This window comes from Algoriphagus halophilus, from assembly GCF_041729275.1.
GTDB classification, from domain to species: domain Bacteria; phylum Bacteroidota; class Bacteroidia; order Cytophagales; family Cyclobacteriaceae; genus Algoriphagus; species Algoriphagus halophilus_A.
In genome coordinates this window covers 606,502-622,823 of record NZ_CP146486.1, presented here as the reverse complement: position 1 = coordinate 622,823, position 16,322 = coordinate 606,502, and the positions used below count along the sequence as shown (strand labels likewise).

Annotated in this window: 13 protein-coding genes; 6 read left to right on the top strand and 7 right to left on the bottom strand. The window is 39.5% G+C overall.

What is annotated here, in order from left to right:
• Nucleotides 1-12 precede the first annotated feature (12 nt).
• The 3 genes from V8V91_RS03320 (at nucleotide 13) to V8V91_RS03310 (ending at nucleotide 9,979) form a co-directional block, all read left to right on the top strand.
• On the top strand, nucleotides 13-2,466 hold the full coding sequence (locus V8V91_RS03320) for a hypothetical protein (RefSeq protein WP_373398743.1): 2,454 nt from the start codon (nucleotides 13-15) through the stop codon (nucleotides 2,464-2,466).
• Between the two features lie 673 nt (nucleotides 2,467-3,139).
• Nucleotides 3,140-8,944 (top strand): MBG domain-containing protein, encoded by a 5,805-nt coding sequence (locus tag V8V91_RS03315; RefSeq protein ID WP_373400606.1) that lies wholly within the window; start codon nucleotides 3,140-3,142, stop codon nucleotides 8,942-8,944.
• Nucleotides 8,945-9,016: 72 nt separating this feature from the next.
• The gene (locus tag V8V91_RS03310) at nucleotides 9,017-9,979 is read left to right on the top strand and encodes a type IX secretion system membrane protein PorP/SprF (RefSeq protein WP_373398742.1); all 963 of its coding nucleotides are present in this window, start codon (nucleotides 9,017-9,019) and stop codon (nucleotides 9,977-9,979) included.
• A 45-nt stretch (nucleotides 9,980-10,024) separates the two neighbouring features.
• Here the strand turns inward: V8V91_RS03310 and V8V91_RS03305 are convergent, their stop codons facing one another.
• The 6 genes from V8V91_RS03305 to V8V91_RS03280 form a co-directional block, all read right to left on the bottom strand.
• Nucleotides 10,025-10,777 carry a glycoside hydrolase family 25 protein gene (locus V8V91_RS03305; RefSeq protein WP_373398741.1) on the bottom strand — a complete coding sequence of 251 codons (753 nt, stop codon included), beginning with the start codon at nucleotides 10,775-10,777 and terminating at the stop codon, nucleotides 10,025-10,027.
• Nucleotides 10,774-11,100, bottom strand: a complete 327-nt coding sequence (locus tag V8V91_RS03300; RefSeq protein ID WP_373398740.1) for a hypothetical protein — start codon at nucleotides 11,098-11,100, stop codon at nucleotides 10,774-10,776. The genes V8V91_RS03305 and V8V91_RS03300 overlap by 4 nt, the downstream gene beginning before the upstream one ends.
• 5 nt (nucleotides 11,101-11,105) lie before the next feature.
• A complete protein-coding gene (locus tag V8V91_RS03295) occupies nucleotides 11,106-11,657 on the bottom strand; it encodes a hypothetical protein (protein ID WP_373398739.1) in 552 nt (183 codons plus the stop codon).
• Nucleotides 11,658-11,723: 66 nt separating this feature from the next.
• The gene (locus tag V8V91_RS03290; RefSeq protein ID WP_373398738.1) at nucleotides 11,724-12,344 is read right to left on the bottom strand and encodes an NADPH-dependent F420 reductase; all 621 of its coding nucleotides are present in this window, start codon (nucleotides 12,342-12,344) and stop codon (nucleotides 11,724-11,726) included.
• 283 nt (nucleotides 12,345-12,627) lie between these two features.
• Nucleotides 12,628-12,924 (bottom strand): hypothetical protein, encoded by a 297-nt coding sequence (locus V8V91_RS03285; protein WP_373398737.1) that lies wholly within the window; start codon nucleotides 12,922-12,924, stop codon nucleotides 12,628-12,630.
• 8 nt (nucleotides 12,925-12,932) lie between these two features.
• Complete coding sequence (locus V8V91_RS03280; protein WP_373398736.1) at nucleotides 12,933-13,286, bottom strand: ROK family protein; 354 nt, start codon at nucleotides 13,284-13,286, stop codon at nucleotides 12,933-12,935.
• Between the two features lie 334 nt (nucleotides 13,287-13,620).
• On the opposite strand from V8V91_RS03280, the gene V8V91_RS03275 reads away from it, so the two are divergent.
• Together V8V91_RS03275 and V8V91_RS03270 are read left to right on the top strand one after the other, a co-directional pair.
• Entirely contained in the window at nucleotides 13,621-13,971 is a 351-nt protein-coding gene (locus tag V8V91_RS03275) for a DinB family protein (protein WP_373398735.1), read from the top strand.
• Between the two features lie 199 nt (nucleotides 13,972-14,170).
• Complete coding sequence (locus V8V91_RS03270; protein ID WP_373398734.1) at nucleotides 14,171-14,353, top strand: CsbD family protein; 183 nt, start codon at nucleotides 14,171-14,173, stop codon at nucleotides 14,351-14,353.
• A gap of 67 nt (nucleotides 14,354-14,420) precedes the next feature.
• Here V8V91_RS03270 and V8V91_RS03265 read toward each other — a convergent pair whose 3' ends face one another.
• Complete coding sequence (locus tag V8V91_RS03265) at nucleotides 14,421-14,600, bottom strand: histone H1 (RefSeq protein WP_074224384.1); 180 nt, start codon at nucleotides 14,598-14,600, stop codon at nucleotides 14,421-14,423.
• Nucleotides 14,601-14,925: 325 nt separating this feature from the next.
• Here V8V91_RS03265 and V8V91_RS03260 point away from each other — a divergent pair, with 325 nt between their 5' ends.
• Nucleotides 14,926-16,308 carry an MATE family efflux transporter gene (locus tag V8V91_RS03260; RefSeq protein ID WP_373398733.1) on the top strand — a complete coding sequence of 461 codons (1,383 nt, stop codon included), beginning with the start codon at nucleotides 14,926-14,928 and terminating at the stop codon, nucleotides 16,306-16,308.
• Nucleotides 16,309-16,322 lie beyond the last annotated feature (14 nt).

The window sequence follows — 16,322 nt, the reverse complement described above, 5'->3', positions numbered from 1 at the left end:
ATTAGTATTTGGTTGCAAGAAGGTTGCGGCTGTTCGTCTTCATCAGGAACTGTAAAAGCTTTTAAAAGTGGAAGTCAAGTTGGATCTACAGTAAACTTAGATTTTGACAGTAGGGCAAATGGAGCTAAAAATTTCGTGGCTAACCCAGATTTTTATGATGTCGATGAAATTAGAATTGAAGGGGTAGATCTTTATGTACTAATTGATAATTTTACTTATGGAAGTCCATACACCCCAGTGGACGGAAACCCTCCAGTGGTTTCAAGCATTGCACTTGTTGGCACTCCTGTGACCACTGCAACCACGGTAGATTACACCGTTACTTTTTCAAAAAATGCAAAAAATGTCACGTCTGATGACTTTGAATTGACTACAGTTGGTACCACCGGAACAGTAGGTGCTGTATCAGGTTCAGGAACCACCTATACGGTGACCGTAAATGGAATTGATGGAGAAGGAACTATTCGTTTAGATCTAAAAGCAGGAACGGATATCGCGAATGATGATGATGTCACAGGAACTCCTGCCTTTACTTTAGGCCAAATTCATAACGTCGGAGAGTGTTTTGTTGAAACTTTTGAAACTGAAACCGATGAGTCTACTACATTTAGTGGTAATGGTTTAACCTTTACTTTGGGCGCAGGACTGAAGATTGAGAAAAGATTAGGTTTCGGTGCAGGTCCTTCCAGTGGGTATATTGCCAATAATTTTACGGCGGGTACTTTTTCAGTTTCCAGTGGGACGGAGTTTACCATGAAAACCATTGATTTGTTTCTTTCTGATATGACCAATGGGAACAACCCCACTGGAACGGGGACTTTGGTCATCACCGGTAAAAAAGGTGGAATAGATCAATTTACCATTACCAAAACAACTGGTTTCCCAACTAATACTGCGATCAATAACGGATTTTTCACCCTTGATTTTGCTACCGAGGGACCCGCAAATTATAGGGATACGAATGTGGATGAATTGGTGTTTACCATCAGTGGTGGATTTATTGAATTGGCCATAGACAACATGAATTTCTGTGAGGCCGCTCCTGATGTTGATTCAGATGCGCCTGCTGTGAACAGTATTTTAAAGGTAGGCAATCCAATTTCTACTGCATCAACTGTAGATTTCCAGGTGACATTTGATGAGAACGCAAATAATGTAACCACTGACGATTTTGAATTAATACGAACAGGAACGGCTACAGGTGCCATCACTGGTATTAGTGGTTCAGGCTCTATTTATACCTTGAACGTAACAGGTATTTCTGGGGAAGGTTCTATTCAGGTAAAACTGTTGGCAGGAACTGATATCGCCGATGATCTAAACAATACACCTCCATTTGAATATGTCAATGGGGAAATTCATTTAGTAGGTGCTTGTTACATAGAAAATTTTGAAACCTTCTTGGATGGCATCACATCTTTTACCTCTAACGGTGTAGACTTTACCCTAGGTGGAAACTGGGCTGTAAATGTCAGAAATGGCTTCGGTATTAATAGTTCAGATACCTATATCGAAAATACAGGTGTAGGTACTTATACTTTATCTAATAATATACCTGTTACTTTTAGTCAAATCGCATTCTTCTTATCTTCTGAGGCTGGTTCAAGTCCAAACCCTACTGATGATGGAACCTTAACCATCAGAGGAATCAAAGATGGTGGGACCGTCTACACCATTACCAAGTCTACCGGATTCCCTACGGATTTCTCTTCTAACAATGGCTTCTTCTACGTTGACTTTTCTTCCGAGGGAGGTTCAGATAATTCTGGAACTTTTGTGGATGGGTTAGAAATTGAAATTGGAGGTAGTTTTAGTTACATGGCAGTAGATAATCTTCAGTTCTGTAAGGATTTTGATGCCCCTACAGGATATACTGTTACGATAGATCAAGATCCAATCACAGCTGCCAATGCTGGAAATGTTAGCTTTACATTTGGTGGGGGCGAAATTGGAGCTACCTATGATTATGAATTTACAAGTGATGGAGGAGGTACTCCTGTAGTTGGTAGTGGTACATTGGTCACTGCCATCGATCAGATTACCGGAATTGACTTAAGTGGCTTAGGCGCTGGAACAGTCACCCTTACGGCTACCTTAACAGACCCATCTGGAAATGAGGGAGCGGAAGTAACTGATACCTCAACGAAGTTGATCAATAATGCACCAACAGCCACCACGCCAACTGCACCTACAGTTAGTGAGGATGTAACGGTTTCCTTGGCAGATGACATTCAAGTAGCTGATGTGGATGGCGATGACCAAACAGTCTCGTTCAACATTACTGGAGGAACAGTTACCATTGGTACGACAGGCATCACATTTGGTGGCTCAGGAAATGGTTCTGCAAATTTCACCGCATCAGGTACTTTGGCAGCTATCAATTCTGCCATTGGATGCAGCGACATTTACCCCAACTCCGAATTTGTTTGGAACAAATGCAGGAACTATCGCCTTTATCTCAAATGATGGTTCTGTTGATTCAAATGTTGCTTCAGTAACCTTTGATATCCAAGCAGTCAATGATGATCCGACATTTTCTGGTTTACCTGCATCCATTACTGTTCTGGAAGATGCAAGTGGAAGTTCCTTAATTGGGGCACTATCCAATGGTACTTTTTCTGATATTGATGCGGGTTCCAGTGAGGTAGTGTTATTTGTCACTACTTCAAGTGGGACATTCTCTTTAGCTGCCCCAGGAGGAATTCCAGTAACTCTTGCAGGCAATGCATTTCCTACCATATCTATAACTGGTTCTCAAGCTGCTATAGAAGCCTATATTAGCATTAACTCAAACATTGTTTATAATCCAGCTTCAAATGTGGCAGGTGTAAATGCGGCATTGGTTACATTGGAAGCAAATGATAATGGAAATACCGGAACAGGCGGAGGAACAAGAGTTGAAATTGGTTCTTTCAATATCAATATAACCCCAGTCAATGATGATCCTACCTTTGTTGGGTTACCTACCGATATTTCGGTTCAAAACGGGGTTGCAAGTAATTTGGATCTTTCCTCAGCTACTTTTGGAGACGTAGATTCAGGCTCAGGCAATGTCACGTTATCCTTCTTAGTTTCAGGAGGAACGTTGTCTGCAACAAGTACAGCGGATGTCGCGGTAAGCTTCCCAATTCCAGGAGCAATGAACTTGGTGGGTACAGCTGCTGCTATAGAAAACTTCCTAAACAGTGCTTCCAGCATTCAATACACCAATGCGCCAGGATCCACAGGGGATAATGCGGCCACGCTTAGTATTTCGGCAAATGATAACGGAAATACAGGAACTGGTGGAGGTGTTCCCGTTAATTTTGGAACGATCAATATTGATGTAGTAACCCCAATACCTAGTGTAACCCTTTCAAGTGTGACTATTGCACAAGCTGAGTCAGTTGCCGATCCTGTTGTGATTACTGCAACCCTGTCAAACAGCTTCGGCTCAGATGTAACAGTTAACTTGGGATTCTCTGGAACTGCCACAGGAGGTGGAGTAGATTATGCTTCTACTGGTACCTCAATTACAATAACTCCAGGTAATACCACAGGTTCTATTAGTTTGACCAATGTTCCAGATGCTCTTTACGAAGGAAATGAAACAGTAATCATTGATATTACAAGTGTTACCAATGGAAATGAAGATGGAGTTCAACAATTGACTTATACCATAGTTGATGATGACCCTCTGCCAACGGCAACGTTGGAGGTATTGAATATTTATAATCCAATAATAGACGAGAGTGGTGGTCAAGCTTATGTGAGGGCAATTTTGGATGTAGTTGCAGGGACGACTGTAACAGTACCTCTATCCTTTAGTGGAACCGCATCTGGAGGTGGTACGGATTATAGCATTACCGGCTCTACCATCACGATTTCACCTGGAGAAATCATGGATAGTATCCGTGTAACTTCTCAATTTGATGGTATTGAGGAAAATAGTGAGACAATAATCATCGATATGGAAACTCCAACGAATGCGATTGAGGGAACTCCAAATCAAGTGACCATTACCATCATCGATGAAGATGCAAGTCCACCAGCTGGATACTCAGTTGCAATCGATCAGAGCGCAATTAATAATTCCAATCAAACCGCCGCTAGTTTCACTTTTGCGAGTGCAGAATTGGGAGCTATCTATAATTATCAATTCAACAGTTCCGGTGGAGGAGGAACCGTATCTGGTTCAGGCACCATTGCAACCGCATCAGACCAAATTACTGGAATTGATTTAAGTGGATTGGGAGATGGAATTATCACGTTGTCAGCCACGTTGGAAGATGCATTTGGAAATGTTGGTTCCCCTGCCACTGATACAAAAAATAAGGATACTGTGGATCCTTCGGGGTATGCTGTAAGCATTGACTTATTAGGAGAAACTCAGATCAATTCCATTAATCAGACTATTATTGAGTTCACTGGAACAGGATTGGAAACAGGGGCGACGTTGAGTTACTCATTTACAAGTGATGGAGGAGGTACTCCTGTTTCAGGTTCCGAATTGGTGACCTCTGCAAACCAAACCTTTAGTAATGGGGGAGCGGGCTATGATTTATCTGGCTTATCGGATGGTTTAGTAACCCTGACGGTCTACTTGACAGATCCAGCAGGAAATCAAGGAGGAAATGCTTCGAATACAGCCAATAAAGATGTGGGGGCGCCGACCGGGTACTCCGTAGCATGGGATGATGCGCTTATCAATGCATCTGAGGCAAGTAATACTTCATTTACTTTGTCAAATGGTGAAATTGGCGCTACCGCTTTCTATTCCATTTCAAGTTCAGGTGATGGAAACACTGCAACAGTTTCCGGCACTACCTTGGTAACTAATAATTCACAAGCAATTTCCGTGAATGTTTCTTCCTTGGTGGATGGAACCTTGACAGTATCTGTGTACCTTAAAGATGGATCAGGTAACAATGGGGCAACTGTCTCTGATAACTCAGCTTTATTAGATCAAACCCCACCTGCAGCTCCAAGCGTACCTGATTTGAGTGCAGCTAGTGATTCAGGTATCAGTGATTCTGATGATATTACCAATGATGTAACTCCTACATTCGAGGGGACTGCAATACCAAATTCCACTGTCACGCTGACCAGTAATATAGATGGCAATGTAGGTTCCACGACGGCTAATGGATCTGGCGACTGGTCAATTACCTCTTCGACCTTGTCTTCTGGAATCCATAGCATTTCGGCTACTGCTACTGACCTCGCTGGCAATACAAGTGCTGCATCAGCAGGCATACAAGTGACTATTGATATCTTGGCTCCAACTCCAATTTTGATCAATGGTTTAGCACTTCAATTGGATGTGAATGGTAATGCACCAACGATCACAGCTGCTGATCTTTTGGCCACCCCGGTTACGGATGATTACTCTTCATCCGGAAATATCCAATTAGCATTAGATAAAACTGATTTTAACTGTTCCGATGTTGGAATTAACAATGTTACGGTAACTGCAACGGATCAAGCAGGGAATTCTGATTTCGCAGTCACAAATGTTTTGGTTCAAGATTTGATCGGACCAACAATTCTGGCTAAAGCTGCTATTACCTTGAATGTGGATGCATTTGGCACAGTTAATTTGACGCCTGCCATGATTGATGAAGGTTCCACTGATGCATGTGGAATCCAGTCACAGGTATTAAGTCAAACTATTTTTGATAGAAATGATGAAGGAATAAATACTATTACCTACACCGTTACTGATGTCAATGGCAATCCATCTCAAGTAAACGTAGAAGTGACTATTGTGGTGGTTCCAAAGGTATTGAGTATTACTGCAGATCCGGGTCAAAGCAAAGTATATGGAGATGCAGATCCTGTATATACCTTTACTGCTACCGGATTTGAGGGTGGGGATGATGAGACGATTCTCACCGGTGCTTTAACCAGGCTGGCTGGGGAGAATGTCGGAACATATGCTATTCAACTAGGAACCCTAGATGCGGGTCCAAACTATTCCATCAACTTTACTCCTGCGAATTTTGAGATCACCCCTGCTTCACTTGATATTTCAGCGGATGCAGGCCAGTCCAAAGTATATGGAGATGCTGATCCAGTATTCACTTATACCGTAAATGGACTTAAAAACGGAGATACCGAAGCTGTAGTTACCGGTGCTCTGATAAGAACCGCCGGAGAGGACGTAGGAAATTATGCGATCCAACCAGGCACCATAGACGCAGGTTCAAACTATACGGTCAACTTTAACTCTTCAGATTTTGAAATCACAACTGCTACTTTGGATATCACTGCGGATGCAGGCCAGACCAAGGTATATGGTGCGGCTGATCCAGTATTCACGTATTCAGTGGGTGGATTGAAGAATGGGGATACAGAATCGGTTATCTCAGGGTCTTTGATCAGAATAGCGGGTGAAGATGTGGGAATGTATGCGATTCAGCCAGGAACAATTGATGCAGGATCTAATTACACCATTAACTTCAACTCTGCAGACTTTGAAATTACTCCTGCTACCTTGGGTATTACTGCCGATGCCGGTCAGACCAAGGTGTACGGAAATGCAGATCCAATATTCACTTACCAGGTATCCGGTTTACAAAATGGCGACACCGAGGCAGTCCTTAGTGGAGTATTGGCCAGAGCAGTGGGAGAAAATGTTGGAGCTTATGCGATCAATTTGGGTACGCTGGATGCTGGCTCAAATTATACGATCAACTTCACTGGTGCTGATTTCACTATTACACCTCGAACGTTGAGTATTGTAGCTAATCCGAATCAGGCTAAGGTGTATGGATCACCTGATCCAGTACTGGGCTATACTGCCTCTAACTTTGGTAATGGGGACAATACCTCTGTATTGACCGGTGCCTTGAGCAGAGTAGCAGGGGAGGATGTTGGATTGTATGCAATTACCTTGGGTAGTTTGGATGCAGGCAGCAACTATATCATTGACTTTACTTCAGCAGACTTTGAGATTGCTGAGAAAGTACTAGATGTGGTGGCAGATGCTGGACAAGGTAAAGTTTTTGGCACTGCTGATCCGGTATTGACCTATCAGGTTTCTGGTTTTGAAAACGGAGATGATACAAGTATTCTAACGGGTGCACTTGTAAGAGCCTCTGGTGAGAATGTGGGAAGCTATGCAATTAGTCTTGGCACCCTGGATGCAGGAAGCAACTATGCCATCAACTTTACAGGTGCCGACTTTACGATAAGCAAAGCGATGATCGTAGGGGTGACCTTTGACGATGGTAGCTTCGTGTATGATGGTACTTCCAAGTCCCTATCAATTAGCGGAGCTCTGCCAACTGGAACAAATGTTACTTATACCAATAACAGCAGAACGGATGTAGGAAGTCAGGAAGTGACAGCTACCATTTCCGGTTCAAATTACAATTCGCTGGTGTTGACAGCAGATTTAACCATTACACCTGCTACGATAACTGGAATCACGTTCAACGATGGTAGTTTCGTGTATGATGGTACTTCCAAGTCCCTAGCAATAAGTGGAGAACTTCCAGCTGGATCCGATGTGACCTATACCAACAATAGTAGAACAGAAGTGGGAAGCCAGGAAGTGACGGCTACCATCATTGGTTCAAACTTCACTTCATTTAACTTGACCGCTGAATTGTCGATTACTCCTGCAACGCTGGAAATAGTGGCAGATTCAGGACAAAGCAAACTGTATGGCGAATCTGATCCTGAGTTGACCTATTCTGCTACTGGATTTGGAGAAGGTGATGATGAAAGTATCTTGACAGGTACTCTTGAAAGAACTGCAGGTGAAAGTGTAGGTATGTACGATATTCTTTTAGGATCTCTCAATGCAGGTACCAATTACCTCATTGACTTTACAGGTGCAGAATTCGAGATTATCAGTGGTGATACCGATGGTGACGGAGTTCCAGATGAAGTAGAGGAAGAACAAGGAACGGATCCAGAAGATCCAATGGATTATCAAGATTTGGACGGGGATGGAGTTCCAGACTTTGTCGAAGATGAGCAGGGAACAGATCCTTCAAATTCCGGAGATTACTTGGATACTGATGGAGATAAAGTTCCTGATTATATAGAAGAGCAGCAAGGAACAGATCCGGATGATGCAGAGGACTTCCCAGATGAAGATGGAAATGGTATTCCTGATTATGTGGATGACAAAGCCGTAGTTGAATTTGTAGATCAGACGTTGGAAGCGTTGTGGGGCACAGAAGTAGGAGATCTAAAAGTTCCAACAGAAGTGGTAGGAATCACTTCAGAAGGAATGGTGGTCAACTTCCCTGTGATCTGGGATCTCAATGGATATGATCCATTGGTATCAGGTACCGTGAATTATTTGGGAACGGTGGAATTACCAGACGGGGTATTTAACCCTCAGGGACTTCAGCCAGTCTTGGAGCTTACAGTATTGGCCAAGCCTGCTCCAACTGATGTAACCTTAAGTGAAAATACCTTCATTGGACTTCCAGCGGTATTCTTCCAAGAGATAGGGGTATTTACCGTAATAGATCCTACGGATGATGTACATACTTTAAGTTTACCTGAAGGAGTTCAAGACAATGACTACTTCGAAGTGATCGATGGTATATTGTTCTGGAGCAGTGCAGGTAGAGCACAGGGTAAGACCCAATTTACTATCACTCTTCAAGTGATCGACCGAGGAGGAAACGTATTTGAGAAATCCTTCCAGATCACTAGACAGAGAACTCCTCTTGGCCAGCTGGATGTTCCAAACACATTTACACCGAATAATGACGGAGTCAATGATACATGGGGAGTTCCTGCCTTGAGGTATTACCAAGGAGTAAGGATCTCGATCATGGAAGTAGGAGGTAACAGGGTGTTCTATACAGAGAACCCAGATATCCGTTGGGATGGTACCTTCGATGGTAAATCGTTACCTGTTGGGGCTTACTTCTGGATCATAGAAGTAGCAGAAACAGGTGAGGTGAGAAGAGGTGTATTGAACCTGTTAAAACAATAGAATAAGACTGAATCTGGGTGACCGGGGCGTAAAAAACCCGGTTGCCCAATTTTTAAACATTTCAATTTTGCAATGAAAAAGAATATCAGAAATATCGCAATGGTTTTTTTAGTCCTTTCAGTAGCATTTACTGCAGAGGCTCAGTCGAGAAAACACATCTCCAATTTCAGCCATTTTCAAAGTTACTTCAACCCTGCGTTGACAGGATATGAAGGGAGTACAATCCGAGGCTTCGTAAGAAATCAATGGTCAGGATTTGAGGGAGCTCCAAAGACTTATTTTATATCCGCAGAATTGGATTTTGGAGAACTTGGAGGTGAGGAAGACCCAGCATTGATGGGTAAGAATGCGGTGTCTGCAAATATGTTGTATGATACTTATGGAGCATTTAGAGAAACCGAATTATTGCTTTCTTACGCTTCAAGAGTGAGATTGACTGAACATCATAACTTACGTTTGGGTGTGGGGTTAAACTACCAGAGTATTAGATTAGATGGGAATTCTTTGAGTACTGAAGAGCAAAATGACCCCACCTTAGGTCAATATATTGGCCAATTTTCTAATATGAATGTGGTAGACTTTAATCTAGGTATTGCGTTGACCCATGCCAAATATTATGTTTCCTATGGAATGCATAGAGTAGCAGGTGGGAAGATTACTTCTGGAGATGAGTTTATGGATGGCTACCCTACAGCCATTATGGTTCAGGCAGGTTATAGAGAATCTATAAGTGAAAATTTAGGGGTGATTTTCAATGCATTTTACAGGAGTCAAAAAGACATGAAAGACAACCTGGAATTTAATTTGAAAGCCCTTTTGATGGATCGGGTATGGGTTGGAATGGGCCATAGGATAAACTATGCAACCAATGCACAATTAGGGATCTTGACCAACAGGCTAAGAATCGGATACCTATATGAGTTTTCTACAGGTGGTGGGTATAATTTACCGGGCAACACACATGAGTTCACTGCCGTATTTAACCTGTTCCGAGACAACTATAGAAGATCAAATAATCAAGTCCTGATTTGGTAGAAATTCAAATACATCCAAAAAAAATAGGCTCAATATGTATTGAGCCTATTTTTTTATGACTTCAAATGGTTTGGTAGGATTGTATAAATCATGGTCTACCTGACCAATGGCTCCTTCAATGGTGCCCCTTTCAGATCTTTGCCAGATTAACCAACCCCTATCGCTCCAAGTTTTAGGAATGGTTGGTTGTTGAACTCCGTATTCTGCAATCCATAAATGATAATTTGAAAAGTCTTCATGAGTCAGATATCGATCTCCAAATACGTGATTGGTATAAATAATGGGTTTTACTCCAAGTTTAGATTCTACATGATTTAGCCATTTTAACACTTCAGATTGAAAAGTTGTTGGATTGATTTCACCTTTTATTCCTCCCTGCTCTAAATCCAAAACCGGAGGCATATCTCCAGGTCCATAATCGATGATGCTGATAAATAAATTTGCTTGTTCAATAGCGTCTGCATCTGAAGTGAAAAAATGATAAGACCCATGTGCTATTCCATTTTGATGGGCTCCAATTTTATTTTCGGCATAATCAGGATCTTTAAAGGATTTCCCTTCAGAAGCTTTATCATAAACAAATGTGATCTTGGCATCTTTTACTTTTGGCCAGTTGACATCGCCTTGGAAATGGGAAACGTCTATGCCTAATATCTGGGAAGTTTTTTTCACTTCTACACTGTCTGTAACCGGAGTTGGCTTTGGAACGCTTTCTTGAACGGTAGCCTGTTTTTTTGAACAAGACCATATCAATAGTGAAATGATAACCAATGAAGTGGTTGTATTGCGATAATTCATGATTTGGTAATACTTTGAATGGATTCAAGCTTCTTATCAATTTCTTGGAGTGGCTTATCAAATTGAAACAAACGTTGGAGAGCCAGGGACATGAGGTACCAAAAAAGCACTGGTAATATTCCAAAAATAATGAGAATGTTACTCATTAAAGAAACTGCTAGCTCTAAGCCGTGGTGGCCAGCAAATCTCAAGACATCCAGTAGGTCTTTTCCTGCTTGATCAATATCGTCTACAATGGAATCCCCTATATTGATGGCTTCATCTTCCACCTTATCAAAAAGGTTTAACCTTCCTTTGTTTTTGGATTTTTGATGAGCTTTCAATGCCTCTAAAGAGGATTTATGAAGTTCTTTTTTGTATTGATTGAGTCTTTTGTAGCTAATAAATTTGACTTTAAGTCAGCACCTAAATCAATTTCCATTTGATTAGACAAACTCGATAACAATTGGGTGTATATCCCTAAACCTGGTGTTATTAATAGCCCAATAATTAATAAGTTTTTACAGATGCTTTTTGTATAGTTGGTAAATAAGCCTAAAAAGCTTATAACCAAAACTAATTTAAATACCCACCATTCGCTTAATTTTAATATTCCTAATTGTAAGAGCATTAATAAATCAGCAAAATTTAAATAACTCAACAATTTGTCAAAATCGTTTTCATACGTATGTGCCCATGATTTTAGGAAAGGGATGGTTTCAGCTAATGGAATGGTCAATGTTTCAATTTCTTCTAATAATAGGATGCTTTCGGAGATTTCTTTAGAAGCTTTATCTTCAAACGAGATGGCACTATTATAAAAAGGGTTAAAGAAGGATAATAGTATTAAGATTCCTGAAATTAGATAGGGTAAATATCCCTTTTTTAAAAAATTATTCATAAGATGTTGTTAAGGGTAGAATAGATAATTTATAAAAATCTTATCTAATTTGATTTACGTATATTTCTAGACTGAAATCAGCTTAAAATGATAATTAGATTGTTCCTTTTTTTGCCAGGTTATTTCTTTACTTAATTGATAAAATGCCTCTAATAAATAAGCATTATCAATCTGACCTGCATCAATTGCTTTATACCCTATCAGTTCGATAAGCCTTTTAACACGCAATTTTTCAATAGTTCCTTCCCCACAAAAATACGTTTCCTTTATTATTCCAAGGATATCGGATTGAGGGTAATCTAATCCTAGATTATTAAATGCTTTAAAAACCAGATTACTGGGAGCCGATTTTTTAATGATAGCAGTATTTGATTGATTATTAGTGTCTAAACAATGCTTATTATTAGTACAATCTATAATCAATTTATCTTCCAAATCCACTTTCTCTAATGCAACACATATTTCATTTAGATAGTCATTCTCACAACAAATAAGAATTATATCAGATTGAATAATTGCTGATTCATAAGGACAAATCCGATCAAAAAATTTATTTAATATTTTCCATTCAGTAATTTCAGTATCAAAATCACTTCTAACTCCAAAAACTACCTGGATCCCTGCATCAATATACTTTTTACCTAAAGTTCTAGACAGGTTAGTTCCTCCTAAAATTCCTAATTTCATAATTGGCTTACAATATGGGTGAATTATGATAGCCTTTGAAATCAAAGTAATTATTAACTCATAGAATTAAAGATTTGCTATAAGATTTCAATAGGAAAGTTTAAAATCTAAGAGTAAAATTGGAATAATCAAAATTTTATTCCGAAAAATACTATTCTAAATATGAAATGCAATTGTTATAGTTTGATATTCATATAGAGTTACATAAAAAAATAGTTAGAATTTAAATAAATCATAAATAAGGTAATAAATAGGGAGTTGGCCGAATCAAATTAGCTTAGTATTAGATATTAAAATCCTCTTCCCAAAGACGGAAACCACCTTTAAATGCATTTTGATTTGTACCTAATCTACATCCTTCAGGAACATAAGACAATAATTTAGAATTTCCTCCTCCTAGTAATATATCATCAGGTTGGAATACATGTGAGAACTTTTCAATACAGTTATAAACATGTTTTTCCCATTTTTTTGAGCCACTCTTATTTAAAAACTCTTTTCCTACATAATTTTCAAAAGTCCCCTTTTTATAAGGTAAGTGACCAGCTTCCAAAGGAATAATTGTCTTATTGACTACCATGGCAGTTCCTAATCCGGTACCGAGTCCCAGGAATAACATCTTTTTGTTTTCATACCCCCTAGGGCTTGCATGGCAGCGTCATTTATTAGTTTTACGGGACAATCAAAAGCAGCTTCAAAATCAAACCTTTTCCAACCGTCTCCCAAATTGACTGGCTCTGTGATTACTTTATTGTTCTTTACGATACCTGGAAAACCTATTGATACCACATCATATTTCCAATTGGATGCATTTTCTTTTATAAGAGGAATCATTTCCTCCGGAGAAAAATTGTTCCCTGAAGGTATTTTAATTCTTTCAGGCTGACCGGTTGCTAAGATCTTAATATTGGAGCCTCCGATGTCTATAACTAAAATATTCATGCTTAAATTATGAATTCTCCTAGTGAGAATTGGGTTTTACTTTTGGTGATCTCTTTATTTAAATGATTTAAAACCAATGGTATATGGGTGAAAAAAGTTTGCTTTACGAAAAGGAGCACTTTCTTTCATAATTAAAGATAATCAATAATATTTTTTGGAGGGGCTTGAATTCTTAAAAGAATCATCAAATTTATATCCCATTAATTATTTACCAAGTATGAAATCAATGGATAATTCTGCCTTCTATCGTGATTTTTTCAATTACAATCACCAGATCAATTTGAAATTGGCGACTTCTTTTGAAACAATAACAAGTCAGTTAAGTCCAAAAATTATGAAATTAACATGCCATATAGTGAATGCCCATCATATTTGGAATGCAAGAATTAAAGGGATTCCAGATCCTTGTAAATCCTGGGATTTATTTCCAATACAAGAATTTGCCAAAAAGGATCAATTCAATCTTGTATCGACCTTGGAAATTCTACGAGACACTGATCTGGATAATAAGTTTAAGTATAAGAATTCTACTGGTGCCTCTTTTGAAAGCTTTGTGAGAGATGTGCTTACTCATATTGTGAATCATTCCACTTATCATAGGGGGCAAATTGCCATGCTCATGCGCGAGCTAGGGTTAGAACCTATTCCCTCTGACTTTATCCACTTCAAACTTCATGTTGAATAGAATAAATGAAGAATGAAATTCCCCAATTTGTTACTTTAATTCTAAGAAGCGGTACGTAGAACTTTGGTTGAAAATTAGTTAAACACTGTTTATCCCCTGAAAATCAGGGGTGTATGATTTGATTTGATTGCTCAAGGATTTAGGCATGACTTGTGAACTACTCATAGCAAATAAATTAGTTTACTTAAAAACAGAAATTATGAGTTCATTTAAAGATAAAGCAAAAGGAAACTGGAACGAGATCAAAGGTAAAATCAAGGAAGAATATGCTGAAGTTACCGAAGACGATCTTTTATTCGAAGAGGCTCAAGAAGACCAATTGATTGGAATTATTCAAAAAGACTGGCAAGGCCAAGGAAGAAGTGAAAAGTTTCATAGATAGTTTATAAAAATCTTCCATAGATAGAAAAAGCCCCGTGGTAATTAAATCACGGGGCTTTTTATTGGGTTTACTTTGCAGCGTTCTTCATTGCAGTAATTTCTGCTCTGATTTCCTGTGCAAGATTTTTAATAGCCTGCATACCGTTTCTTACTCTGGTACCTGCAGCTTTGTTACCTCCCTCATAGAATTTTTCAAAATCTGATTCAAGAGAATTAACCAGGTCTTGCATTTCTTTAAATCTGCTCATAATAGCTTTTTGTTTAAAATTGTAATATTAGGTTGACGGGCAAATGCTGCCATAGAGTAATAATAGCAACTTTAAAGCCCTTTATGAAGCCTTTTTCAATTGATTTTTGAGATTTTTTCTATTTGTCTTGATATTAGACAAATAAATATGACTATCTGAAGATTTTTCTGTCTAAGACAGTGTTTTGATCCTCCGTTTTTCCTTCCTATGCTTTTAATAGACTTTTAGAATTACAGGCAAATTCAACGATTTCAAAACGACTGTCCTCTTTTTAACTAGCAAAATTTTAGTTTTCTTGCGCAATCAAATTTTTAAATCTTTTCTAATGAGTAGTTGGAATCTCATCAAAGAGGCAATACAAGGGAAAGAACAGGATTTCACCAAACTTTCACTTAAAACAGCCATTTTTGTTTTAGCCATCCCCATGATTTTGGAGATGATGATGGAATCTTTGTTTGCCATCGTGGATATATTTTTTGTTGCCAAATTGGGTGAAAATGCCATCGCAACGGTTGGTCTCACTGAATCCGTCATTATTATCGTCTATGCGATGGGCTTTGGTATCAGCATGGCAGCCACCGCTTTGATTGCCAGAAGATTTGGTGAGAAAGAATACCGGGAAGCTGGAGCGGCTGCGTTTCAACTGTTATTAGTAGGAGGAACAATCGCAGTATTTCTGGGGCTGGTAGGATGGGTATTTGCACCGGATATATTGGGATTGATGGGGGCCGAAACTGATGTGATTGAATCGGGCGTTGGTTTTACCAGAGTGATTTTTGCCGGGAATATAGCCATCATGCTTTTATTTCTTTTGAATGGGGCATTTAGAGGGGCTGGTCAAGCTCATCATGCCATGAGATCACTTTGGATTTCCAATGGTTTCAATATAATTCTGGACCCACTTTTTATTTTTGGTATTGGGAGCTGGCAAGGTTGGGGATTGGAAGGGGCGGCCATCGCTACTACTTTAGGAAGGTCTTTGGGGGTATTATATCAATTGTATCATCTTTTTAATGGAAAGCATAAGTTGACCATTTTAAAAGAGAATATTAAGGTTTCCTGGGCGATCATCAAAAAGATCATGGATATTGCCATTGGAGGGATGGGGCAATTTTTGATCGACTCAGTTTCTTGGATTGCCTTGACCAGAATGAATGCAGAGTTTGGCTCTGCTTCCTTGGCTGGATATACCATTGCATTTCGTGTGTTAATGTTTACCCTCATGCCAGCTTGGGGATTATCTGGGGCAGCTGCTACATTGGTGGGACAAAATCTTGGAGCGAAAGAAGTGGAACGAGCTGAGAAATCGGTTTGGCTTACTACAAGATATACTGTGATTTTTATGGGGTCTGTAACTGGAATTTATCTCTTGTTCCATCAACAACTGGCTGGTTTTTTTACGGATATTCCAGAAGTTAGGGATATTGCTGCACAGGGACTTTGGGTCATTGTATTGGGCTATGTGTTTTTTGCAGTGGGCATGGTGCTGACTCAAGCTTTTAATGGGGCAGGTGACACCAAAACTCCCGCCTACATCAACATAGGAGTGCTATGGTTCCTAGAAGTACCCTTGGCTTATTTTCTTGCATTTCCATTTGGTTTAGGGTATTTAGGGATTTTCATTGCCATTTCATTTGCCCATTCATTTCATGCGCTAGTTGCCTTGTATTTCTTTAAAAAAGGAAATTGGAAGAACGTGAAGGTGTAATTACTTCCAGGTTT